Source organism: Nakamurella sp. PAMC28650 (genome assembly GCF_014303395.1).
Lineage (GTDB): Bacteria > Actinomycetota > Actinomycetes > Mycobacteriales > Nakamurellaceae > Nakamurella.
Window position 1 is genome coordinate 3,241,416 of sequence record NZ_CP060298.1, and the last position, 22,840, is coordinate 3,264,255.

25 protein-coding genes are annotated in these 22,840 nt (G+C 68.3%); 19 read left to right on the plus strand and 6 right to left on the minus strand.

What is annotated here, in order from left to right; translation table 11 throughout:
- Positions 1-228: 228 nt before the first annotated feature.
- Together H7F38_RS14665 and H7F38_RS14670 are read right to left on the minus strand one after the other, a co-directional pair.
- Positions 229-813, minus strand: coding sequence for a hypothetical protein (locus tag H7F38_RS14665; protein ID WP_187090558.1), 585 nt, complete (start codon positions 811-813; stop codon positions 229-231).
- 53 nt (positions 814-866) lie between these two features.
- Positions 867-1,091, minus strand: a complete 225-nt coding sequence (locus H7F38_RS14670; protein ID WP_187090559.1) for a hypothetical protein — start codon at positions 1,089-1,091, stop codon at positions 867-869.
- Between the two features lie 132 nt (positions 1,092-1,223).
- On the opposite strand from H7F38_RS14670, the gene H7F38_RS14675 reads away from it, so the two are divergent.
- The 3 genes from H7F38_RS14675 to H7F38_RS14685 all read left to right on the plus strand — a co-directional run bounded on the left by H7F38_RS14675 (position 1,224) and on the right by H7F38_RS14685 (position 3,605).
- Positions 1,224-1,868: a DUF6518 family protein gene (locus tag H7F38_RS14675; protein WP_187090560.1), complete on the plus strand. Its 645-nt coding sequence runs from the start codon at positions 1,224-1,226 to the stop codon at positions 1,866-1,868.
- A 138-nt stretch (positions 1,869-2,006) separates the two neighbouring features.
- Positions 2,007-2,561 (plus strand): TetR/AcrR family transcriptional regulator, encoded by a 555-nt coding sequence (locus H7F38_RS14680; protein ID WP_187090561.1) that lies wholly within the window; start codon positions 2,007-2,009, stop codon positions 2,559-2,561.
- 150 nt (positions 2,562-2,711) lie between these two features.
- Positions 2,712-3,605, plus strand: coding sequence for a CorA family divalent cation transporter (locus H7F38_RS14685; protein WP_187090562.1), 894 nt, complete (start codon positions 2,712-2,714; stop codon positions 3,603-3,605).
- 276 nt (positions 3,606-3,881) lie between these two features.
- Here H7F38_RS14685 and crcB (H7F38_RS14690) read toward each other — a convergent pair whose 3' ends face one another.
- Complete coding sequence (crcB, locus tag H7F38_RS14690; RefSeq protein ID WP_187094728.1) at positions 3,882-4,250, minus strand: fluoride efflux transporter CrcB; 369 nt, start codon at positions 4,248-4,250, stop codon at positions 3,882-3,884.
- Entirely contained in the window at positions 4,250-4,762 is a 513-nt protein-coding gene (crcB, locus tag H7F38_RS14695) for a fluoride efflux transporter CrcB (RefSeq protein WP_187090563.1), read from the minus strand. The genes crcB (H7F38_RS14690) and crcB (H7F38_RS14695) overlap by 1 nt, the downstream gene beginning before the upstream one ends.
- Before the next feature lie 246 nt (positions 4,763-5,008).
- On the opposite strand from crcB (H7F38_RS14695), the gene H7F38_RS14700 reads away from it, so the two are divergent.
- From H7F38_RS14700 to H7F38_RS14730, 7 genes are all read left to right on the plus strand, one after another.
- On the plus strand, positions 5,009-5,875 hold the full coding sequence (locus H7F38_RS14700) for an SDR family oxidoreductase (protein WP_187090564.1): 867 nt from the start codon (positions 5,009-5,011) through the stop codon (positions 5,873-5,875).
- A 59-nt stretch (positions 5,876-5,934) separates the two neighbouring features.
- On the plus strand, positions 5,935-8,013 hold the full coding sequence (gene thrS, locus H7F38_RS14705; RefSeq protein WP_187090565.1) for a threonine--tRNA ligase: 2,079 nt from the start codon (positions 5,935-5,937) through the stop codon (positions 8,011-8,013).
- Between the two features lie 46 nt (positions 8,014-8,059).
- Positions 8,060-8,602, plus strand: a complete 543-nt coding sequence (locus H7F38_RS14710; RefSeq protein WP_370531375.1) for an HIT domain-containing protein — start codon at positions 8,060-8,062, stop codon at positions 8,600-8,602.
- Between the two features lie 179 nt (positions 8,603-8,781).
- On the plus strand, positions 8,782-9,453 hold the full coding sequence (pgsA, locus tag H7F38_RS14715; protein WP_187090566.1) for a phosphatidylinositol phosphate synthase: 672 nt from the start codon (positions 8,782-8,784) through the stop codon (positions 9,451-9,453).
- Positions 9,450-10,424 carry a phosphatidylinositol mannoside acyltransferase gene (locus H7F38_RS14720; protein WP_187090567.1) on the plus strand — a complete coding sequence of 325 codons (975 nt, stop codon included), beginning with the start codon at positions 9,450-9,452 and terminating at the stop codon, positions 10,422-10,424. Before pgsA ends, H7F38_RS14720 begins: the two co-directional genes overlap by 4 nt.
- Positions 10,424-11,554 (plus strand): glycosyltransferase family 4 protein, encoded by a 1,131-nt coding sequence (locus tag H7F38_RS14725; RefSeq protein WP_187090568.1) that lies wholly within the window; start codon positions 10,424-10,426, stop codon positions 11,552-11,554. The genes H7F38_RS14720 and H7F38_RS14725 overlap by 1 nt, the downstream gene beginning before the upstream one ends.
- Before the next feature lie 9 nt (positions 11,555-11,563).
- Positions 11,564-12,538 (plus strand): NUDIX domain-containing protein, encoded by a 975-nt coding sequence (locus H7F38_RS14730; protein ID WP_187090569.1) that lies wholly within the window; start codon positions 11,564-11,566, stop codon positions 12,536-12,538.
- Between the two features lie 66 nt (positions 12,539-12,604).
- Here H7F38_RS14730 and H7F38_RS14735 read toward each other — a convergent pair whose 3' ends face one another.
- Positions 12,605-12,907, minus strand: coding sequence for a hypothetical protein (locus tag H7F38_RS14735; RefSeq protein WP_187090570.1), 303 nt, complete (start codon positions 12,905-12,907; stop codon positions 12,605-12,607).
- On the opposite strand from H7F38_RS14735, the gene H7F38_RS14740 reads away from it, so the two are divergent.
- A complete protein-coding gene (locus H7F38_RS14740; protein WP_187090571.1) occupies positions 12,894-13,718 on the plus strand; it encodes a DUF3048 domain-containing protein in 825 nt (274 codons plus the stop codon). The genes H7F38_RS14735 and H7F38_RS14740 overlap by 14 nt on opposite strands.
- Before the next feature lie 120 nt (positions 13,719-13,838).
- Here the strand turns inward: H7F38_RS14740 and H7F38_RS14745 are convergent, their stop codons facing one another.
- Entirely contained in the window at positions 13,839-15,365 is a 1,527-nt protein-coding gene (locus H7F38_RS14745; protein ID WP_222618093.1) for a PLP-dependent aminotransferase family protein, read from the minus strand.
- A 112-nt stretch (positions 15,366-15,477) separates the two neighbouring features.
- Between H7F38_RS14745 and H7F38_RS14750 the strand changes: the two genes are divergently transcribed.
- From H7F38_RS14750 to secD, 8 genes are all read left to right on the plus strand, one after another.
- A complete protein-coding gene (locus H7F38_RS14750) occupies positions 15,478-16,170 on the plus strand; it encodes a YitT family protein (RefSeq protein ID WP_187090572.1) in 693 nt (230 codons plus the stop codon).
- A gap of 10 nt (positions 16,171-16,180) precedes the next feature.
- A complete protein-coding gene (locus H7F38_RS14755) occupies positions 16,181-16,624 on the plus strand; it encodes a DUF2269 family protein (RefSeq protein ID WP_187090573.1) in 444 nt (147 codons plus the stop codon).
- A 167-nt stretch (positions 16,625-16,791) separates the two neighbouring features.
- Positions 16,792-17,550 carry a YebC/PmpR family DNA-binding transcriptional regulator gene (locus tag H7F38_RS14760; RefSeq protein ID WP_187090574.1) on the plus strand — a complete coding sequence of 253 codons (759 nt, stop codon included), beginning with the start codon at positions 16,792-16,794 and terminating at the stop codon, positions 17,548-17,550.
- Between the two features lie 234 nt (positions 17,551-17,784).
- A complete protein-coding gene (gene ruvC, locus H7F38_RS14765) occupies positions 17,785-18,366 on the plus strand; it encodes a crossover junction endodeoxyribonuclease RuvC (protein WP_187090575.1) in 582 nt (193 codons plus the stop codon).
- Positions 18,363-18,974, plus strand: a complete 612-nt coding sequence (ruvA, locus tag H7F38_RS14770) for a Holliday junction branch migration protein RuvA (protein ID WP_187090576.1) — start codon at positions 18,363-18,365, stop codon at positions 18,972-18,974. Before ruvC ends, ruvA begins: the two co-directional genes overlap by 4 nt.
- An 83-nt stretch (positions 18,975-19,057) precedes the next feature.
- Positions 19,058-20,080, plus strand: coding sequence for a Holliday junction branch migration DNA helicase RuvB (ruvB, locus tag H7F38_RS14775; RefSeq protein ID WP_222618702.1), 1,023 nt, complete (start codon positions 19,058-19,060; stop codon positions 20,078-20,080).
- Between the two features lie 276 nt (positions 20,081-20,356).
- Positions 20,357-20,752, plus strand: a complete 396-nt coding sequence (gene yajC, locus H7F38_RS14780; protein ID WP_187090577.1) for a preprotein translocase subunit YajC — start codon at positions 20,357-20,359, stop codon at positions 20,750-20,752.
- A 134-nt stretch (positions 20,753-20,886) separates the two neighbouring features.
- Entirely contained in the window at positions 20,887-22,839 is a 1,953-nt protein-coding gene (secD, locus tag H7F38_RS14785) for a protein translocase subunit SecD (protein ID WP_187090578.1), read from the plus strand.
- Position 22,840: the final 1 nt, after the last annotated feature.

The window sequence follows — 22,840 nt, forward strand, 5'->3', positions numbered from 1 at the left end:
GCTGCTCACCGGCCGTGCGGCCGCCCATCAGGCACATCCAACCCACGGTGGTGCGGTGACGTCGATTCCGGCGGACGGCCCGATCATGACGGTAGCGCCTGCGAGACCCCTCGGGACGAGCTGGGAAACGTCCATGACACCCGTCCCCGAAGCAGTCCTCGGGCGGCCGCACTATCGCCGCGCAGCACGGCCCCACACGCGCTGGCAGAAGCGGAAAAATTGTTGTGCTCAGTGCGCCAAGTTCTTGAGGACGACGACCAGCAGGCCGAGCAGGAGCAGCGCCGCGATCAGGAGCGTCCTGGCCCGCCGGCTCAGCGAGGTGCCACGGACGGCGAGAAACGCGAAGACGCCCATCTCGGCGACCAGCACCCAAACCCCCGCCCAGACCGCACTGTGCAGGGGGATCACGGTGAGCGCGGCAAGCAGCAGCAGGACGAGCGGAATCGTGGACGCTGCCACGATCTGCCCGGAAACCCAGAAGATGTGGCGCATCTCCCGCGGGCCCGGTGCCTTCTGATGGGCGCCCAGATGGGAGATGACCTCGGCCAGGACGCTGGCCGTCCACAGACCTCCGGTGGCGATCATGACGTCGAAGAGCTTGCTCCACGGGTGATCCAGCGGCTGGTAGCCGGTGATCACCAGCAGTGTCGAGAGGCAGGTGATGGATCCGTAGACCCGTTCGCGCAGGGCTGCCGCCGCGATCTCCAACGTCACGCCCTCGGGCGCGTTGTCCATCAGGTACGACGGACCTCCGGCGACGGCCGGTTCCGTCACGACCGGGCGCTCGATCTCGGCGTTCCCGGCGTCGGCCACGTCAGGAGTCAATCAGTACCTGCGTCGGGGCGGCAAGGTTCGAACCCTCGCCGTCACTGCACCGCGAGCGCGACGAGCGGGTCTGCGTGCAACGGGCTGTCGCCGCCGAACGCAGGTCCGGGGAGGTCGACCGGCAGACCGACGCCCTCCACGACTCGTTCCTCGCGGTCGTAGGTCGGCGCGGTGCTGATGCGGAGGTCGATGTCCGGGGTGAGCCTGACGGATCGGGGTCGTCCGGATCGTGAAGTCGTCGCTGGCCGGTCTACCGACTTGGTCAAGCGACCAAGTCGGACGCAACATGATGAAGCCGCACGACCTAGAGATTGGTCGCTTGACTTGGTCGAATGACCAAGTTACCGTCGGTCATCTTGTTCGTCCGAGTTCGACTGACAACTCCGGAGGTCCGGCTCATGAGTGGTGTGGAACTCGGCGACCCGACGTCGCAGGCGTTTCGATCGCGCTCGTCCAGCTGGGTCGACGCGGCGTGGATCATCGGAGGCAGCCTGCTCCTGGGTGGTCTGACGTCCGTTGCTCAGGGCGTCTTGCCGGACTCGCTACGACCGTTCGCGAATTCGCCGTCGGGCTGGGCGCTGCTGACCGTCGTCATGATCGCCATCCGGCGCCCACCGTTGTTGCCGGCGTTGTTCCTGGGGGCGTTCAGCTTTATGGGCCTGGTGATGGGCTACACCATTGTTTCCGAACTTCGCGGCCTGACCTACCACCCGCTGCTGTGGGCTGCTGTCGCACTGATCGCCGGTCCGGCAATCGGCTGGTCAACGTCGGCCACGTTCGATGCACGACTGCCTTTCGCCGTGACTGGCTCCTCCCTCATCGCCGGTGTCGCGATCACCGATGCGATCTACGGGCTGACGGCTGTTGCGGACACGACCAGTCCTGCCTACTGGGTGATCGCAGGAACAGCCGGAGTCGTCTTCCTTGGTTGCGCGGGTCTGCGACGGCCAGTCCGATGGTGGGTTGTCGCCCTGCGGGTGGGTCTGACCATCGGGTGGGTCTCCCTCGGATCGGCGGGCTACGCCGCGTTGAACACCGCGTAGGGCACATGACCGGACTGCAGCTTCTCACCGACATCCGGCTCGGCGGCGTCGAGCACCGAACCACGCAAAGGAGTAGATGTGGCGCGAATTCCAGTCGATCAGCGGCGAAAAGATCTGGTGGATGCGGCATTCCGCGTCATGGCACAGACCGGAATCGCGCAGGCAACCACTCGGGCGATCTGCGCTGAAGCCGGCGTACATCAAAGCGTTTTCCACTACTGCTTCAAGTCCAAGAAGGAACTGCTGCAGGAACTCATCCGGGTCGTCGTGGCCGACATGACAGACGCAGCAATCCTCGTCGCCGCGGTGGACTCCGACGCACTTGCCTCCCTCAGGTCGGCTTTCACGCTCCTCTGGGAGCAGGTCAAAGCCCACCCGGACCGTCAGTTGGTGTCCTACGAACTCACCGCCTACGTGCTGCGGGATGCGGAACTGGCGGACCTCGCGAAATGGCAGTACGAACACTACTTCGCACAATCAGTTCGTTTGTTGACCGCCATCGAGGCATCGGCCGACATCGCGTGGAGCCTGCCGACGCCTACGTTGAGCAGGATGATCGCCACCGTCATCGACGGTCTCGTGCTCGGTTGGCTGGCCGATCGGGACGACACCCTGACCGAAGCGGCGCTCGATGAATTTGCCACCATCTTCGCTGGTCTGGCCGGACGGCGACCAGAGGGCCACGGGGGATAGCCCAGCCCTGAAGTCATCATCGCTCGAACCTGCGCACCGTTGGGATGACACACATGAAAGCTACCTACACCCATATTCGAGCAGGGCTCCCAACAATCGGCGTCTGCCTCCAGCATCGGTCCCTTCGTCGCCGGCGCAACTCCTGGATTCGTGTGGATCCACCTTGATCAGCCGGACGCCGCCCAGATTTCGGAGGTAGCCGGCCACCTGAAGATTCCGGCCGAGGTTGCCCGCGTCATTTCCGGTCCGCACCAGCGCCCGACACTTCTGATGCTGGACTCGATCGCAGTCGTCGGGCTCAAGGTGAGCCGACCCGGAGGCGAAAGCTCGTCGACGGCCTTCGACGACGTCTTCATCGTCCTGGGCCATCGCTTCGTGCTGACCATGATGTGGTCGCCGAGCACCGTGATGCTGGAGGTCGAGCGGAGGGTGAAAGCCGAGGTCGAGACCGTTTCGCTCGGCTCGGTCGGAGTGCTGGTCACCATCGCCAGTTGCGTGATCAACGGGTACGAGGAGAGGATCAGCGCCATCAACAGCGAGGTGGACGTCCTGGAGGCGCATGTCTTCGGCTCAGGAGATGCGGACCACTCGGAGCAGATCTACCTGTTGAAAAGGAGGACCGCCGAATTCCGCCGATCGGTGGTCCCGCTCGCGCGCGGCCTGGAGCGACTGGCCAGGACCGACCTGCCGTGGCTGCTGGCCATGCCGGGCCCCGTACTCCAGGGAGTGCTCGCCGATGCCCTCAGTGCTTCGGAGGACATCGAGGGATTGGACCTACTGCTCAACGACGTGCTGCAGGCGAACGTAGCGAGAGTGACGGCAGGCCAGAACCGCACGGGACTGCAACAGAACGAAGACACCCGCAAGATTTCTACGTGGGCCGCGATCGCCCTCATACCCACCATGGTGACAGGCGTCTACGGCATGAATTTCACCAATATGCCGGAGTTGCAATGGAAGTACGGCTACCTGCTCGCGTTGGTCGCCATCGTGATCCTGTGCTTGATCGTGCATCGACTGTTTCGCCGCAACGACTGGCTCTAGCAGGTTCAGCGCGGCGAAGAGGCCGATCGCATCGCCTGCAGACGACTGCAGCACCCGGTGCACGCCCTCCCACTGGAGTCGGGGGTGATCGACGGATCGCAGGCTCATCAGCCACCGCGGCCCGGTGTGCGGATCCTCGTCGGTCAGGCGCACGTGGGCGCCGAGGGCGGTCTCGAATTCCCCGACCTCGGCCCGTAACAGGGGCCCGGCGTGCGCCGGTTCGGGCGGCACGACGACCGTCAGGCAGTCGTCAGGTCTCAGGCCGGGGAGCATCGGCTACCAGACCTGGCCGATGGCGTAGCCCAGCACGGCTGCACCCAACCCGGCCACCAGGGTGCCCAGCAGGTTGGCCACCGCGAAGAACCTGGCGCGCTGTTCGAACAGCCGGACGGTTTCGAAGGAGAACGTCGAGTAGGTGGTCAGCGTTCCGCAGAATCCGGTGCCGACCAGTAGGTGCAGGTTCGAGGCGCTGCTGCCGGCAAGCGTCAGACCGGTCATGATGCCCAGGATCAGGCTGCCCGCCACGTTCACGCTCAGGGTGCCCCACGGGAACAGGCTGTCGTGACGGGACTGCACCGCGCGGTCGGTGAGATATCGCAGGGGTGCACCGACTGCGGCCCCGGCGGCCACCAGTAGGTATCCGATCATCGGAGCGGCCCTCCGGCGTCGGTGCCGTCGGCACGCGGGAACAGACGTCGGCCGAGGTACAGGCCGAGGCCGACGGCCGCGACGGCGCCCGCTGCCGTTGCGAACAGGTAGGCCAGTGCGATGCCGGCGTCGCCGTGTCGCAACAGCGTCTGGATGTCCACCGCGTAGGTCGAGAAGGTGGTGAAACCTCCGAGCACCCCGGTACCCAGGAATGGCCTGAGCAGCGGCGGCGGCGAACTCATCTCGCCGATCACACCCAACAGGACGCCGATGGCCAGGCAGCCGGTGAGATTGATGGTCAGGGTTGCGGACGGGAAGTGATCCGTCGGAGTCGGCCACCAGCGCCCGATCTGGTATCGCAGGAGCGCCCCGATGACACCGCCGACGGCGATCACGCCCAACACCGCCGGATGACGGGCGCCGTACTCCCGACGTTGCGACACGTCACGCAGATCGACGTCGGGATCCGTCGACGCGGGTTCGTTACCCGGTGGCCGGGGGTCTGACATGACTCTCCTAGACGTAGGTCCACACCTCAGGCGGGTCGGCGTGGATCAGGCGGGTCGGCGTGGATCAGCCGGGTCGGCGTGGATCAACTTCGCAGGCATGGATGAAAGTTGCCCGTTTGGTGCGCGTGGGACAGAAATCGACAACTTGATCCATGCGGCCCGGCGACAACTTGATCCGTGCGGCCCGGCGACGACTTGATCCATGCGGCCCGGTGACGCCTTGATCCAAACGCCTATCTTGTCCGTATGCCAACCCTCGCCGTGACGGGCTCGACCGGCAAGGTCGGCGGGATGGTCGCTGCGCGGATCGCCACGGCCGGCCGCCGACAGCGACTGATCGTCCGGGATGCCTCACGGGCCCCGGACCTCCCGGGCGACGTGGCGGTCGCCGACTACCTGGATCGCCGGGCGGGTACGGCCGCACTTCGGGGCATCCGGACGCTGTTCATGGTGTCGGCCGCGGAGAAACCGGACCGCGTGCAGGACCATCTGACGTTCATCGACGCAGCCAGGGAGGCCGGGGTCGAGCAGTTGGTCTACCTGTCCTTTTTCGGCGCCGCGCCGGACGCCACCTTCACCCTCGGCCGCGACCACTGGGCCACCGAGGAACACCTCCGCGCCAGCGGGATCGATCACGTCATCCTCCGGGACAACCTCTACCTCGACTTCCTCCCCGGGCTGGTCGGTGACGACGGGGCGATCCGCGGTCCGGCCGGCGCCGGAAAGGTGGCGGCCGTCGCCCAGTGCGATGTCGCCGAGGTGGCGGCGAACGTCCTGCTCGACCCGGAGCCGCACCTGGGAAAGACGTATTCATTGACCGGCCCGGAGGACGTCTCGCTGGCCCGGGTCGCCGAGATCATCACCAGCCGTCGGGGACGGCAGGTCCGGTACGTCGACGAGACGCTGGACGAGGCCTACGCCTCGCGGGAGGTGTACGGCGCGCCGGCCTGGCAGGTCGAGGCCTGGGTCAGCACCTACACGGCGATCGCGGCGGGCGAGATGGCCGGGGCCGGCGGGGATGTCCAGTCCCTGACCGGTCACCGGGCGACCAGCCTGGAGGATCTGCTGGTCGGTCCGCCGAGCGGGGAATTCTCCGTTGATCGCCGCGACTAGCATCGAAGCACCAGATCCACCCGGAAAATCAGGTCCGTACCGAAAGAGGAGTTCCCCTCGTGTCCGTCGTCGCTCATCCCCCCGCTGCTGCGCGCGTGAGGGTTCCGGCGGGCACGACCGCCTCCCAGGCGATCGGGGAGGCCGGGCTTCCCCGCAACGGGGCAGACGCCGTCGTCGTGGTCCGCGATGACACGGGCCAGCTGCGAGACCTTGCCTGGTCGCCGCCCCAGGACACCGAGGTCGAGGCGGTCGCGGCCAACACCGAGGACGGCAGGTCGGTCATCCGTCACTCGGCCGCCCACGTCCTGGCGCAGGCCGTCCAGCAGCAGTTCCCGGACGCCAAGCTCGGGATCGGCCCGCCGATCCGGGACGGCTTCTACTACGACTTCAGCGTCGAGAAGCCCTTCACTCCAGAAGATCTGACTGCTCTGGAAAAGCGGATGAAGCAGATCGTCAAGGCCGGCCAGCGGTTCTCGCGTCGTGTCTATCCTTCGGTCGAGCAGGCGCGGGTCGAGCTGGCGGACGAGCCGTTCAAGCTCGAACTCGTCGACCTCAAATCCGACCACAGCGTCGACACCACCGAGATCATGGAGCTCGGAACCGGTGAGCTGACCGCCTACGACAACCTGCACGCGCACACGGGCGATCGGATCTGGGGCGACCTGTGCCGCGGACCGCACCTGCCGACCACCAAGGGAATTCCGGCGTTCAAGCTGACCAAGTCCTCTGCCGCCTACTGGCGGGGCGATCAGAAGAACGCCGGCATGCAGCGCATCTACGGCACCGCGTGGGAGGACCAGGAGGCGTTGGATGCCTACCTCCTCGCCCAGGCCGAGGCCGAACGCCGGGATCACCGCAAGCTCGGCAACGAGTTGGATCTGTTCAGCTTCCCCGAGCAGCTGGGTTCGGGGTTGGCGGTATTCCACCCGCGGGGCGGCATCATCCGGAACGAGATGGAGCAGTACTCGCGTCTGCGTCACATCCAGGCCGGCTACGAGTTCGTGAACACCCCGCACATCACCAAGGGCCAGCTGTACGAGACCTCCGGGCACCTCGACTGGTACCGCGAGGGCATGTTCCCGGCGATGCACCTGGACGCGGAGCTCAACGACGACGGAACCGTTCGCAAGCCGGGTCAGGACTACTACCTGAAGCCGATGAACTGCCCGATGCACAACCTGATCTTCGACGCTCGCGGGCGTTCGTACCGGGAACTCCCCTTGCGGCTCTTCGAGTTCGGCACCGTCTATCGCAACGAGCCGTCCGGTGTCATCCACGGCCTGACCAGGGCACGCGGCTTCACCCAGGACGACGCCCACATCTACTGCACCCGCGACCAGATGCGTGACGAGCTGGCGAGCCTGCTCACCTTCGTCCTCGATCTGCTCAAGGACTACGGCCTGGACGATTTCTACCTCGAGCTGTCCACCCGGAACCCGGAGAAGTCGATCGGGGACGACGAGACCTGGGACGTCGCCACCAGCACCCTGGCCGAGGTGGCCATCGCCTCCGGTCTCGAACTCGTCCCGGATCCCGAGGGCGCGGCGTTCTACGGACCGAAGATCTCGGTGCAGGCGAGGGACGCGATCGGCCGGACCTGGCAGATGTCGACCATCCAACTCGATTTCATGCTGCCGGAACGGTTCGAGCTCGAATACTCGGCGGCCGATGGCACCCGCCAGCGGCCGGTGATGATCCACCGGGCCCTGTTCGGGTCGATCGAACGGTTCTTCGCCGTGCTCACCGAGCACTACGCCGGTGCCTTCCCGGCCTGGCTCTCGCCCGTGCAGGTCGTCGGCATCCCGGTGGCCGAAGCCTTCGGCGACCATCTGGAGAAGGTCGCGGCGGTGGCGAGAGCTCGCGGCCTCAGGTTCCAGGTCGACCATTCCGACGACCGGATGCAGAAGAAGATCCGCAATCACACCACCGGCAAGGTGCCGTTCATGCTGCTGGCCGGCGCGAACGACGTCGAGAACGAGGCCGTGTCGTTCCGGTTCCGCGACGGGTCGCAGATCAACGGGGTCCCCGTCCAGGAGGCGGTCGGCGCCATCGACCGCTGGATCACCGGGCGGAACAACCTCTCACCTTCGGCGGAGAACTTCGCCGTTGGAGTCACGGTCAAGACAGTCGAGGTGTGAGTCGGTGACCGGCGCGCCGGACGCTCCCGCCACTCCGGCCGCCGGGCTGCCGGATGGCGTCGAACTGGTGCGGCAGGACGGAATCGGCATCCCTGACCGCTGGGCCAGGCTCTGGACGCCACACCGGATGGCGTATGTCACAGCGGAGGACCGGGGGAGCCCCGACGGTGCCGTTGACTGCCCGTTCGACCGCATCCCGACCCTGGAGGACGCCGCCGGGCTGGTCGTCGCGCGGGGTGCCACGGTCTACGCGGTGCTCAATCTGTTCCCGTACAACCCAGGCCATCTCATGGTGGTGCCCTACCGGCACGTCGCCGACTACACCGAACTCGACCCGGCCGAGATGGGTGAGTTGGGCGAGTTCACCAGCCATGCGATGACGGTGCTGCGCAGGGTGTCCGCTCCGCACGGATTCAACATCGGGATCAACGCGGGGGAGTCGGCCGGTGCCGGCATTGCCGCCCACCTCCATCAGCACGTGGTGCCCCGGTGGGGCGGCGACGCCAACTTCATGCCGGTCATCGGCGCGACGAAGGTCCTGCCGCAGCTTCTGGGCGAGACCAGGGCGCTGATCGCCGCCGCCTGGTGACCGCCCGTCGCCCACCGGGCCGGTGGTCCGCTCGCGGGTGAGCAGAGGCGGATGCGCCGGACCGGGTTGTTCGCCGACTATCGTGAACGCTTGCACTGACGTTTCCGCAGGCCCCGTTCCAGCCCCGCCCGACACCGTTCCAGCCCCGCCAGCCCGCCCGCCGACCCGAGGGGACCGACATGCTCAACTCGATTGCGCGCGGCTCGGTATCCAAGGTCACCGATCCGGTGGGACGGACGCTGCTGCGCTGGGGTCTGAGCCCTGACCTGGTCACCGTCATCGGCACGGTCGGTGCAGTGGCCGCCTCGATCTCGCTGTTCGGTACCGGGCACCTCTTCTGGGGCACGATGGCCGTCACCGCGTTCGTGTTCTTCGATCTCTTCGACGGCGCGATGGCCAGGGCCCGCGGATTCGGCACCGACTTCGGCCTCGTCCTGGATGCCTCCTGCGATCGAATCGCCGACGGCGCGCTCTTCGGCGCGCTGACGTACTACAGCTTCGTGCTCAAGCACGACCCGTGGCTGGGTGCGGCCTGTCTGATCATCCTGGTGGCCGGTCAGGTGATCTCCTACGTCAAGGCGCGCGCCGACTCGGTCGATCTCCGGATCGGCGGCGCGTTGGCCGAACGCGCCGAACGCAACGTGCTCGGGCTGGTCGGAGCCGGGCTGGCCGGTCTGGGACTCAAGATCGCTCTTCCCATCTGCCTGTGGCTGCTCGCCGCGGCCTGTCTGGTGACCGTGGTGCAACGCCTCGTCCAGGTCCGCAACGCCGCCAAGGCCAAGGGGCAGTTCGGCCCGACCCAGCCGTCCGGCACTCCCGGGCACGGTCCGGCCACCGGCCGGCAGCGGTGAGCCCCGCTGTCGACGAACTGATCGCCCTTGGTTACAGCGCCGCGTGGTCGGCGGCGCGCACCGTGCCCGGCCGACCGGCGTACCGCATCGCCAGATCCGCCGCCGATCTGGCCATGTCCCGGCAGGGGCCGTCGGTCGTGCAGTACGCCCGGAACCTGCGCAGGGTGCTGGGGGAGCGGGCCACCCCGTCCACGCTGCACGACACCACCGCCGCCGGCCTGAGGTCGTATGCGCGGTACTGGCTCGAGACCTTCCGCCTCCCCTCGATGGATCGCGAAGAGGTGTTGGCCAGGGCGATGTCGGACACCGACGGCATGGAACACATCGCGGACGCGGTCGCCGCGGGCCGGGGAGTCGTTCTGGCCCTGCCGCATTCGGGCAACTGGGATGTCGCAGGGCTGATGCTGGCCCATCAGTACGGCTCGCTGACCAGCGTGGCCGAGCGACTGGAACCGGAGAGTCTGTACCGCAGATTCGTGCAGTTCCGGGAGTCCCTGGGCATGGAGATCCTCCCGCTGACCGGCGGCGCCACCTCGACATCCTCGATCCTGAAGGAACGACTCAGGGCCGGTGGCATCGTCTGCCTGCTCGGCGACCGCGACCTCACGGCCAGCGGTGTGCCGGTCGAGTTCTTCGGCGAACAGACCCGGATGCCGGCCGGTCCGGCCATGTTGGCCGCGCTGACCGGGGCTGATCTGTGCGTGGCCCATCTCGGCTTCACGCAGCAAGGGCACGAGTACGGATGGAAGACCCACGTCTCGCCGCCGGTGGAACTTCCCGGGACCAGACTGGCGGAGCGGGTGCGGGTCGGTACCCAGCGGGTCGCGAACCTGTTCCAGAGCACCATCTCGGAGCGACCGCAGGACTGGCACATGCTCCAGCCGCTGTGGCTGGCCGATCTCCGGGCCGGTCACGAGGCGCTGGGTGAACCCGCCGACACCGGTGGCCGGCGAACGCGGTCGGGCCCGTGATGAGGGTCGGACTCGTGTGTCCCTACTCGTTCGACATCCCGGGTGGGGTGCAGGGTCACGTCGCGGACCTGGCCCAGACCCTGATCGGGCTCGGACACGACGTGTCGGTGCTGGCCCCGGGCGATGACGACGGCGACTTCCCGGACTTCGTCGTCCCGGCCGGCCGCAGCGTCGGCATCCCGTACAACGGGTCGGTCGCCCGCCTGTCCTTCGGTCCGGTGTCCTACTCGCGGGTGCGACGGTGGATGCGGGCCGGGCAGTTCGACGTGCTGCACCTGCACGAGCCGGTCGCCCCCAGCCTGTCGATGCTGGCCCTGATGGTCGCAGACGGCCCGATCGTGGCGACGTTCCACACGGCGAATCCGCGCTCCAAGATGTTGGCCACCTTCCAGGGCCTCCTCCAGCCCTTCCTGGAGAAGATCACCGGGCGGATCGCCGTCAGCGATCTTGCGCGGCAGGTGCAGGTCGAGCATCTGGGGGGCGACGCCGTCGTCATCCCCAACGGTGTGGACGTGCAGCTGTACGCGGCGGCCGAGCCGCTGCCCGGGTACCCGCGGGCCGGCGGCACGGTCGGGTTCATCGGCCGCTTCGAGGAGCCCCGCAAGGGGATGGCGACCCTGCTGGACGCGCTCCGCATCCTGGTCGTGGATCGGCCCGACCTGCAGTTGCTGGTCGCCGGGAGCGGTGACGAGAAGGAGCTGATGGAGCTGGCCGGCGATTTTGCCGGCGGCATCCGGTCCCTGGGGCTGATCTCGACGCAGGACAAGGCTTCCCTGCTGCACTCCGTCGACCTCTACTGCGCCCCGAACACCGGCGGCGAGAGCTTCGGGATGATCCTCACCGAGGCGATGAGCGCCGGTTGCCCGGTGATCGCCAGTGATCTCGACGCCTTCTCGCGGGTCCTGGACGGCGGTGCGGCCGGAGTGCTGAGCCCGGTCGGGGACCCGGTCGCGCTCGCAGCCTCCATCGCCGCCCTGCTGGACGACCCGGCTCGCCGGACCGCCCTGGCGACCGCCGCGAGGGCGACCGTGGCCGGCTACGACTGGCCCGTGGTGGCGGCCAGGGTGGTCCAGGTCTACGAGACCGTGGTGGCGGCCGACCCGCGGTCGGTCGTCGTCGAAGCGGACTAGGCGCCCACCGTGAGCACCCTCGTGATCGTCATCGTGCTGGTGGTGTTGTTGCTGGCCGCCCTCCGCCTGTGGCTGACCGCCAGCCGGCTCGATCGCCTGCACGTGCGCACCGAGGCGGCGTGGGCCGCGCTGGAGGGGGCGCTGTCCCGGCGGATCGTCGCTACCAGGGCAGCCGCGGCCGCCGGTGCGTTCGCCGAACGCGATGCCGATCTGCTCCGGCGACTGACCAGCGCCGCCGACCGAGCGCCCCGCCGGGCCCGCGCGGACGCGGAGAACGACCTGTCCAGAGCGTTGGCCACCCAGCCGCCGGTGATAGCGCGCGAGTTGGCCGCCGAACTGCTCGATGCGGGCGAGCGGGTGGCGCTCGCGCGGCGCTTCTACAACGACGCGGTCCGCGACACCAGGGCGTTGCGGGCCGTCTGGTTCACCAGGTTGTTCCGGTTGGCCGGGCGGGCCGCCCTGCCGGACTACTTCGAGATCGCGGACCAGGTGCCGACCGGCCCGGCCCAGCGGACAGCAGCACGGGTGGTGCTGCTGGACGAGTCGGAGCGGGTGCTGATGTTCTCCAGTGCCGAGCACGGCCGGGCCGTCTGGTTCCCGACCGGCGGCGGCGTGGAGGCCGGCGAGGATCTGCGCACCACCGCGCTGCGCGAGTTGCGGGAGGAGACCGGGCTCGTTCTGGAGTCCGCGGATCTGACGGGGCCGATCTGGCGCCGTTCGGCGCGCTTCGTCTTCACCGGCGTGCTGTACGAGCAGACGGAGTTCTATTTCCTTGCGTCCGCCCCGCCCGGATTCCAGGTCGACGTCAGCGGATTCACCGACGTGGAGAAGGACAACATCACCGGTCATCGATGGTTCTCCGAGGAGGAACTGCGGCACTCCTCCGAGACCTTCTATCCGACCGAGCTCGCCGATCGGATGACCGAGGGGCGCAGCGTGATGGGGCGTGCGGAGGCGATCCCGGCCGTGGTGGAAATCTTCTGACGGTCCGTTCGCGGCGGGTCTGACCGTATCCACACAGGTCCCACGCCTACGGTGGGTCATGCGTTCTCACCGAGTCCTCGTTGCCGCCCTTGCCGTCCCGGTCCTGGTCCTGTCCGCCTGCTCGTCGAGCACGAAGGCGACGCCGTCCAGCAGCGCAGTGGTCAGCAGCCAGGCCGTGGTCAGCAGCCAAGCCGTGGTCAGCAGCCCGGCGGTCAGTCCGACCGCCGGCGCGGCAGCCACCACCCCCGGCACCACGACCAAGGCGTCGACGACGACCAGGTCCGTCAGTACACCCGCTCCGCGGCCCGCGGCTCCCGTCGACCCCCTGACGGGTGGTCCGGTCAGCAAGAACCCCGTGATCGCCGTCAAGGTCGACAACACCTACTTCGACGTGCCCCAGTTCGGTGTCTCGGACGCCGACGTGGTGTTCGTCGAACAGGTCGAAGGCGGGCTGACCAGGATCATCGCGGTGTTCCACAGCACGCTCCCGACCGAGGTCGGCCCCGTCCGGAGCGTCCGCTCGACCGACGCCCAGCTCCTACCGGCCTTCGGCACACCGGGGCTGGTGTTCTCCGGTGGAGCAGGCGGACCGTTGGCCGACCTCGCCAAGACCTCCATCGTGGACACCTCCGCGATGGGCGACGCCTACTTCCGCTCCGATGCGGCGACCGGCACCTACAACCTGCACGCCGACCTGACGAAGATCGCCGCGGAGGCGAAGGGCCTCGGGCCGGTGCGCTCGATCGGGTTCGCCTTCGTCGCCAGGTCCGCCGAAGTGGACAAGGGCAGATCGGTCTCGGCCATCCACGTGGTGATGGAGCAGGGCCAGACCGACTTCGCCTACACCGGAGGACGTTTCGTGAGAATGCGCGACAACGCACCGGTCTCGGACTACCAGGGCAAGCTGGAGGCCGCCGACAACGTCGTGGTCCTGGACGTCAAGGACACACCCGACGGCACGGTCGACACCAACGGTCAGCCGTCGTACCTCACCCAGACCGTGGGATCAGGATTCATGACGCTGTTCCGCGATGGTCACCAGGTCACCGGACGATGGTCGCGGTCGGCCGCCGACAAGCCGTTCGCGTTCGTCGGCTCGGACGGGAAACCGATGCCGTTCAAAGCGGGCAGGACCTGGGTGATGCTGGCACCGCAGACCGCCCTGCTGACGGTCGGCTGACGCCCGTCTGAAGGTCGGCTGACTCCCTGCTGAGGGTCGAGACCCGACGGGCGGCCCGGCGCTGCTGCGCCTGCATCACGGAGGGCCTTGGCGCGGCCTTCGTATCGCAGCGCACTGCGCTCAGGTGAGCCAGCCGGGCACGTCCGACAGGCGGCCGGCCGTCGCCGCGGCCCGATCGGCGATGGCCGAGAGTCGGCGGACGCCTGTGACCAGCCGGTCGGCCGGTTCGGTGAACGGCAGCCGCAGATAGGACTCCATGGTGCCGTCCGGTCCGAACCGCGGTCCCGGTGTGATCAGGACGCCGACCGCGTGGGCCGCCCGAGCCAGCTCGGTGGCGAACGGTCCGGGCAGGGCCACCCACAGAAAAGCTCCGCCCTGCGGACGACTCACCTGCCACTCGGGCCGGATGTCGGCCAACTCGGCGGTGAGCAGAGCGGCTCCGTCGGCCATCCGCCGGCTCTGCTGATCAAGCACGGCCACCGGGTCGGCCAGGAGGTGGGCGGCCATCAACTGTTCCAGGACCGGCCCGGACATGTCGGCCAGGGATCGTGCCGCAGCCAACCGGTTGATCACTGCGGGGGCACCCCGCACCCAGCCGATCCGGAGTCCGCCCCAGACCGACTTGGACAGCGAGCCGAGCGTCAGGACCCGCTGGCCGTCGTCGAACGAGCCCATCCGCGGTGGCAGCGCCGGGTGTCCGGGGAACGGCACGTCGCGGAACGTCTCGTCGACCAGCAGGATGGTGTTGCTCGCCCGCGCGGCATCGACGATCCGTCGCCGGGTGGCCTCGTCCATCAGTGCGCCCGTCGGATTCTGGAAGTCCGGGATCAGATACGCGAGGCGCGGTGCGGTCTGCCGCATCGTCGCGGCGATCAGGTCGGCATCCCACGGCGCGGTCGTGTCCCCGATCTGCCCGGGACCCGGCAGGCCGACCGGACCCGGGATCCGGCGCGCCGCCCTGATCGCGTCCAGCGCCACCGGATAGGTCGGGCATTCGATCATCACCCGATCACCCGGAACCGAGAGTTCCTGCAGCGCAAGGGTGAAGGCGTGTTGTCCGCCGCTCGTCACCAGGATCTGGTCTGCCTTGGTGGGCAGGCCGGCCGCGCTGTAGTGGTCAGCGATCGCCTGCCGCAACACCGGTAGCCCGAACGGTGCGTATCCGCCGCCGGCCGCATAGGCGGGGAGGTCTTCGACGGCCAGCGCGGCCAGCTGCTCGATCAGCCCGGCCGGTGCGGGCAGGGACGCCACGCTCAGGTCGATCTCGTCCCCGGTCGATCCCGGATACCCGAGCAGGCCGGCCGGACCGAGCCCGATGGATGCACCCGAAGTGCCGGAAGCGCCGGATGCGCCGCGCGAGTCCGGCAGCCGCAGGCGGCTGCCGGAACCCCGGCGCGAGTCGAGCCAGCCCTCGTCCCGCAGCAGGCTGTAGGCCGCAGCGACGGTGGTCCGCGAGATCCGCAGGCCGACGGCCAGATCGCGTTCGCTCGGCAGGCCGGACGTGACGGCCAGCCGCCCGTCGAGCACAGCGCTGCGAATGCGGTGGGCCAGCTGCCGATAGGCCGGACCGGTGCCGGCGGGGGATTCCGGGCCGAGCCGGCGGGCCAGGGTGGCTGCTGAGATCCGAGCGGTGGACTTTTGCATCATCAGGCCACTTTCCCGCAATTGGCTATAGAAGTCCAGGCCACTCACCCGTGACAATCGTCAGGTGTCCAGATCTCTGAAGTCCACCCGTCGAACGAGCCGACGACGAGGCCCGATGTCGCTCCTGACGCCGATCCCGGCCGATCGGCGAATCCGGCGGTTCGGGCAGCTCGTCGTCGGGCTGCTGCTCTACGGCTTCACCATGGGCCTGATGGTCAGGGCCGTGTTCGGGCTCGACCCCTGGGACGTGTTCCACCAGGGCGTCACCAAGGTCCTCGGGCACTGGGTCGACATCTCCTACGGCACGGTGATCACCGTGGTGTCGGTGATCGTGCTGCTGGCCTGGATCCCGCTGCGTCAGCGACCGGGCGTCGGGACCATCCTGAACGCGGCCATCATCGGATGGACCACGGATGCCACGCTCTCGGTCGTTCCGGCCACCGGGATCCTGACCGTCCGGATCCTCATGCTGGTGATCGCAGTGCTGGGCAACGCCGTGGCCGGCGGCCTCTACATCGGGGCCGGCCTCGGCCCCGGACCGAGGGACGGGCTGATGACGGGCCTGGTCGCCCGCGGGGTCGGTTCCGTCCGGGTGGTCCGCACCGGAATCGAATTGACCGTATTGCTGATCGGCGCGGCGATGGGCGGGAGCATCGGCTTCGCGACCGTCGTCTACGCGCTCGCCATCGGTCCCCTCCTGCAGGTGTTCCTTCCGCGACTGAGCGTGCGATCACGCGGAGCCGACGGCGATCGGGAGATGTTCGGATCCGGCGCGGCCGTTGCGGTCGAAGGCGTCGAGGGCCGATAGCCTGGCAGCTATGAATACTGTCCTGGTGAGCCTGCACGTGGTGGCGGCGGTGTTCATCGTCGGCCCGATGGCGATCCTGCCGCAGACGGCGCTGCGGGCGGTCCGTGCGCAACAGGCCGGCACCGTCAAGACCCTGGCGCGCTCGACCATGGTCTTCAGCCTGCTCTCGCTGTTGGTGGCGATCCTCGGGTTCGGCGCGCTGGCCACGTCGGACAAGAAGGACGGTCTGACCGTCACCACGCCGTGGGTGCTGATCTCGCTGGTCCTCTACGTGGTGGCGATCGCCCTCAGCCTGCTGGCGGTCGTGCCGGCCCTGCGCAGCGCCGGCGAGCACCTGTCCGATCCTTCCACGCCTATACTGCAGAACCACGACTACAAGCGCATCGCGATGGCCTCGGGGGTGGTGTCGTTGCTGCTCGTCGCCATCGTCGTGCTGATGGTCTGGAAACCCTGAGGCCGGGTCCGGTGGCCGGTCGCGCCGGACTGGCCGGGTGATTGCGGACGGAGACGTAAGATTTTGGGGTTCGGCCGAGCCTGAGCTTCCGGCGGCCGGCGTCCATGACCAAGTCAGGGCGATCGCACGCAGGTCGCCCGTACCGATGCACAAGGGGTACTTCGCAGATGAGCGGCCACTCCAAATGGGCTACCACCAAGCACCAGAAGGCGGCCAAGGACGCCAAGCGGAGCAAGGCGTTCGCCAAGCTGATCAAGAACATCGAGGTCGCGGCCCGGATGGGCGGCGGTGACGTCGACGGCAATCCGACGCTGTTCGACGCCATCCAGAAGGCGAAGAAGACGTCGGTCCCCATCGACAACATCAACCGGGCCGTCAAGCGAGGGTCCGGTGCCGAGGCGGGTGGCGCCGTCTACATCGGCATCACCTACGAGGGCTACGGCCCCAACGGCGTCGCCATGATGATCGAGTGCCTGACCGACAACAAGAACCGCGCGGCGAGCGAGGTCCGGGTCGCCGTGACCCGCAACGGTGGCAACATGGCTGACCCCGGTTCGGTGGCATACCTGTTCTCGCGCAAGGGACTTGTCGTCGTGCCGAAGGCCAAGGACCTGACCGAGGACGACCTTCTGCTGGCCGTGCTCGACGCCGGAGCCGAGGAGGTGCTGGACTCCGGGGACGTGTTCGACGTCATCTCCGAGGCCACCGACCTGGTCGCGGTCCGGACGGCCGTCCAGGACGCCGGCATGGAGTATGACTCCGCGGACCCGACTTTCATCCCCTCGCTGAACGTCCCGCTGGACGCCGAGGGCGCCCGCAAGGTGATGAAGCTGATCGACGCCATCGAAGATCTGGACGACGTCCAGAACGTCTACACCAACGCCGAGATCCCGGACGAGGTGCTCGCCGAACTCGACGAGGAATGACCGCCCCGGGCCGCGCTGATCAACTTCGTCCGCGCTCATGATCGGGTCGATTTCTGTCCCATGAGTCGCAGATCCGCCAACTTCGTCAGCGCTGGCGATGTTGATCAGCGCGAGCCCGGGCTCGGCGTGGCGATCACGGGTGGGAGTGGTCCCGCCGGGTAGCGTTCCTCGGACAAGTGTTCGGTAGGTCGAGGCGCTCCGCCGCAGACCGTCCGGAGTCGGAAGGTGTGAGCTGTGCGCGTGCTCGGGGTCGATCCAGGGCTGACCCGCTGCGGGGTGGGCGTGGTCGACGGGGGACCGGGCCGGAAACCGACTCTGGTCGAGGTGCTGGTGGTGCGCACCCCGGCCGATGACGACCTGGCCTATCGGCTCCTGGCGGTGGCCGAGCGGGTCGAGGCCATGCTGGATCTCCACCGGCCGGACACCGTGGCCATCGAGCGGGTGTTCAGCCAGTCGAACGTGCGGACCGTGATGGGGACGGCGCAGGCCGCCGGTGTCGTGGCGCTGGCCGCGGCCAGGCGGGGAATTCCGGTGGCCTGGCACACTCCGAGCGAGGTCAAGGCTGCGGTGTCCGGCAACGGCAATGCGGACAAGGCGCAGGTCACGGCCATGGTGACGCGCCTGCTCCGGTTGGACGCCGCTCCCCGGCCGGCCGACGCCGCCGACGCTCTCGCCCTGGCCATCTGCCACCTCTGGCGCTCGCCGATGCAGAGCAGGCTGGCCGCGGCACTGTCCCGGCCCGCCCTCGGCGCAGGGCCGGCGGTGCCGGCACGCACCAGCCGACTGTCGGGGCCGACCGGGATGATGAGCCGATGATCGCCTCCGTGCGCGGCACCGTCACCGCCATCACGCTGGACCACGTGGTGATCGAGGTGGGTGGGATCGGCCTGGCCATCCGCACCACGCCGACGACCCTTGCCGGTCTGCGCCGGGGCGAGCCGGCCCGGCTGTCCACCACCCTGGTCGTCAGAGAGGACTCGCTGACGCTGTTCGGCTTCGCATCCGACGAGGCCAAGGAACTGTTCGAGCTGGTGCAGTCGGTGTCCGGTGTCGGTCCCAAGATCGCCCTCGCGCTGATCGCCGTGCTCGAACCGGACGAACTCCGCCGCGCCCTGGCCTCCGGCGACTACGCCACCCTGACTCGTGCACCCGGTATCGGGCGCAAGGGTGCGGAGCGACTGGTCCTCGAGCTGCGCGACAAGGTCGGTGTGGTCAGCACGGCGACGCCCTCCGGTGGTGGGGCGGCGGCCGCCGCCTGGCGGCCGAAGCTGTCCGAAGCGCTGGTGGGGCTCGGCTTCACCGTCAAACAGGCCGATGACGCGATGGCCACCCTCGCCTCCGACGTCGACGACCCCGCCGTCGTCGACGGCGACGTCGGGTTGCTGCTGCGACGGGCTCTGGGCCTCCTCGGGCGGCACCGGTGAGCATTCCCGACCACACCCAGGGCGGCGCGCGCCCCTTTGATCCCCAGAGCAGTGCCCAGAACGATGCGAACGCCGAGGACCAGCTGGACCCGAGCCGGCTGCCCGGTGACGCCGACATCGAGGCCTCCCTCCGGCCCCGCACCCTGGCCGAATTCGTTGGTCAGGTCCGGGTCCGCGAACAGCTGGAACTCGTGCTCTCGGCCGCGAAGCTGCGCGGGGCCGTGCCCGATCACATCCTGCTGGCCGGTCCGCCCGGTCTGGGCAAGACCTCGCTGGCCATGATCATCGCCGCGGAACTCGGGGCGGCCATCCGTCTGACGTCCGGTCCGGCCCTGGAACGCGCCGGCGATCTGGCCGCGATGCTGTCCAACCTGGTCGAGGGCGATGTCCTGTTCATCGACGAGATCCATCGGATCGCCAGGCCGGCGGAGGAGATGCTCTACCTGGCGATGGAGGACTACCGGGTCGACGTGATGGTCGGAAAGGGTCCCGGAGCCACCTCGATCCCACTGGACATCGCTCCCTTCACCCTGGTGGGCGCCACCACCCGGTCCGGTCAGCTGACCTCGCCACTGCGCGATCGGTTCGGCTTCACCGCCCACATGGAGTTCTACTCACCGGCCGAGTTGCTCAGGGTGATCACCAGATCAGCGGGCATCCTCGGTATCGAACTCCCGAAGGATGCCGGAGCGGAGATTGCGAAGCGGTCGCGCGGGACACCGAGGATCGCCAACCGGCTCTTGCGTCGTGTGCGCGACTTTGCGCAGGTCAGGGCGGGTGGCGTGGCAAACCTGGCGGTGGCCCGCGCCGCCCTCAAGGTCTATGACGTCGACGAACTCGGCCTCGATCGCCTGGATCGGGCCGTGCTGACCGCACTGTGCCGGTCGTTCGGCGGGGGACCGGTGGGGCTCACCACGCTCGCGGTCGCGGTGGGGGAGGAGCCGACCACGGTCGAGGAGGTGTGCGAGCCGTTCCTCGTCCGCCTCGGCATGCTGGCCCGCACCCCCCGGGGCCGCGTCGCCACGTCGCTGGCCTGGTCCCATCTGGGTCTCAAGCCCCCGGCCGGCATCGGATCCGCGGTCACGCTGTTCGACGATCAGGACTGAACTGCGCGGGCTGATCTGCACAGGTCAGAACGGTGCCGGTCGTCGGCGGACACTGCGCGTCGGCCGCCGCGGTGGGGGGCCGTGGCGATCTCCATCGGCTACCCTGAAGTCATCTGTCGCAGGCGTCAGCGGCGAGGGGTCGAGATTGCTGCGGGGTCCGTGCATCAGGGCCGACAGGAACTTCGGTCGCCCACCGGTCGTTGCCCGCGTAGTTCCTGGCATTCCCCGGGCTGGTGGCCGAACGGTCCCCGCCCCCGCAATCCTTCGAGGAGAAGCATGCAGAATCTTGCGCTCATGGTCCTGATGTTCGGCGCGATCGGCGTGATGATGGTCTTCAGCTCGCGCAACAAGAAGAAGCAGGCCATCAGGGCGAAGGAACTGCAGGAGTCGATCGTCCCCGGCACCCGCGTGATGACGACCTCCGGTATGCACGCCACCGTCACTGCGGTCGCCGACGACACCATCGAACTGGAGATCTCCCCCGGCATCTACACGACCTGGGTCCGCGCCGCCGTCCGTGAGATCGTGGTCCCGGTCGCGGTCGACGAGGAGTTCGCCGCCACCGACTTCGACGATGCCGACTACGCCGAGCTCTCCGGTCAGGGCCAGGAGATCGAAGCCATCCACGACGACCGGCCGTCGCTGGAGAAGCGCAGCAACGACGTCAACTAGGCTCGTTGACCGTGCCGGATGTGCCGTCAGGGCATCCGGTGGTGAACGCATGGGCGCAATCGCCCCGGCGTGTTGACGATTTTCGGCGTCCTGATCGCCTGTCGTCTGGAACGTATTGAGGAGATAGGCGCGACGTGGCAAGCCCTGTTGGTCAGTTCCGACCCTGGCGGTTGATCACCGTTTTCGGGATCCTGGTGGTCGTTCTCTACGGACTGGTGTTCGGCACCTCGGGGTCGAATGCCCCCAAGTTGGGGATCGATCTCCAGGGCGGGACCCAGATCACCCTGACGGCCGAGACCCTGGACAAAAAGGCACCCTCTTCCTCCGCGATGCAGCAGGCGCAGGAGATCATGACCCGCCGGGTCAATGGTTCCGGCGTCGTCGGAGCCCAGGTCGCGATCGAGGGCAGCTCGAACCTCGTGGTCACCGTGCCGGGCAACGACGCGCTCACCGGCCTCACCGCCCCGGCCCGGCTGAACATCCGGCCGAACATCGCCCAGGGTTACGACTACGACCTGATCAGTGCTGCTCAGTCGACGGCGAAGACCACTGGGTCATCGACCACTGCGTCATCGGGCGCAGCAACCTCTGGCGCGTCCACGTCCGCGGGGGCGACCACCAAGGCGACGCCGGCGGCGGTCGTCGGTCAGCCGGGTGCCACCACCACCGCCTCGCCCCAGGGCGTCCGAGCGGCCGTGGCCGTCACGCCGCCGGTCATCACCACGCCCAAGGCCGCCGCGAACAAGACCACCACCGGCAAGACCGCCGCAGCCAAGACCACGGCCGCCACGAAGGCGGTAGCCGCACCGGCGGCTCCTGCATCGGCGGCTCCTGCGTCGTCGGCTGCCGCGTCGTCGGCTGCAGCGACCCCCGCGGCGGCGACCACGGCCGCAGCGGTCACGAAGACCGCATGGCCGTTGGCCGGAAGCAATCCGAGCAACCCCAACCAACCGGCCAGTGCTGCCACGTCCACCGCCTGGGTCGCAGCCGCGACGGCGGCCGTGAACGCCGGCGGGATCAGCTGCAAGAACATCGCCGTGACCAGGGGCCTGGACGTGCCCGGTCTCCCCCTGCTGGCCTGCGGGAGCGCGCCCTACACGGCCGGGGCCAACCCCTGCTCGCCCGACACGACCACCGCGTGCGTGTCGCTGGTCGACAAGACCCTGATCCCGGGCGACCAGATCTCCACTGCCGCCGCGGGTCTGAACCAGCAGGGCGCAGGCTGGATCATCAACGTGACTTTCGACAGCACCGGATACCGGACCTGGTCGAGCTACACCGCCAACAACATCCAGAAGCAGACGGCGTTCACGTTGGACGGCGTGGTCATCTCCGACCCGGCCATCCAGCAGGCGATCACCACGACGACCACCCAGATCAGCGGGAGCTTCACCCAGTCCAGCGCCACCGACCTGGCCAACTCGCTGAACTTCGGCGCGCTGCCGTTGAACTTCAGCCAGGGCACCGCGACCAGCATCAGTGCCCAACTCGGCTCGCAGTACCTGAATGCCGGCCTGATCGCCGGCGGCATCGGACTGCTCCTGGTCATCGTGTACTGCCTGATCTACTACCGGCTGCTGGGCCTGATCACCATCGGTTCGCTGGTCCTGTCCGGCGGTCTGGTCTACGGGATCATGGTGCTGCTCGGACGCTGGATCAACCTGAGCCTGGACCTGGCCGGCGTGGCCGGTCTGATCGTGGCGATCGGTATCACCGCCGACTCGTTCGTCATCTATTTCGAACGATTGAAGGACGAGGTACGGGAGGGTCGGACCTTCCGGTCCGCCGTCCCGCGGGGGTGGGAACGGGCCAAGCGGACCATCCTGTCCGCGGACGCCGTGTCGTTCCTGTCCGCGGTGATCCTCTATCTGGTGGCGATCGGTGACGTGAAGGGTTTCGCCTTCACCCTCGGGCTCTCGACCATCCTCGACCTGGTGGTCGTCTACCTCGTGACGCATCCGTTGGTCGCCCTGGCATCCGGCAGCAAGATCTTCAATTCGGCGCGGTTCTCCGGGCTGGGATCGGTGGCCGCCGCCGGTGCGCGGCAACGGGCCGCGACCGCACGTCTGACTGCGAAGGAGGCCTGAG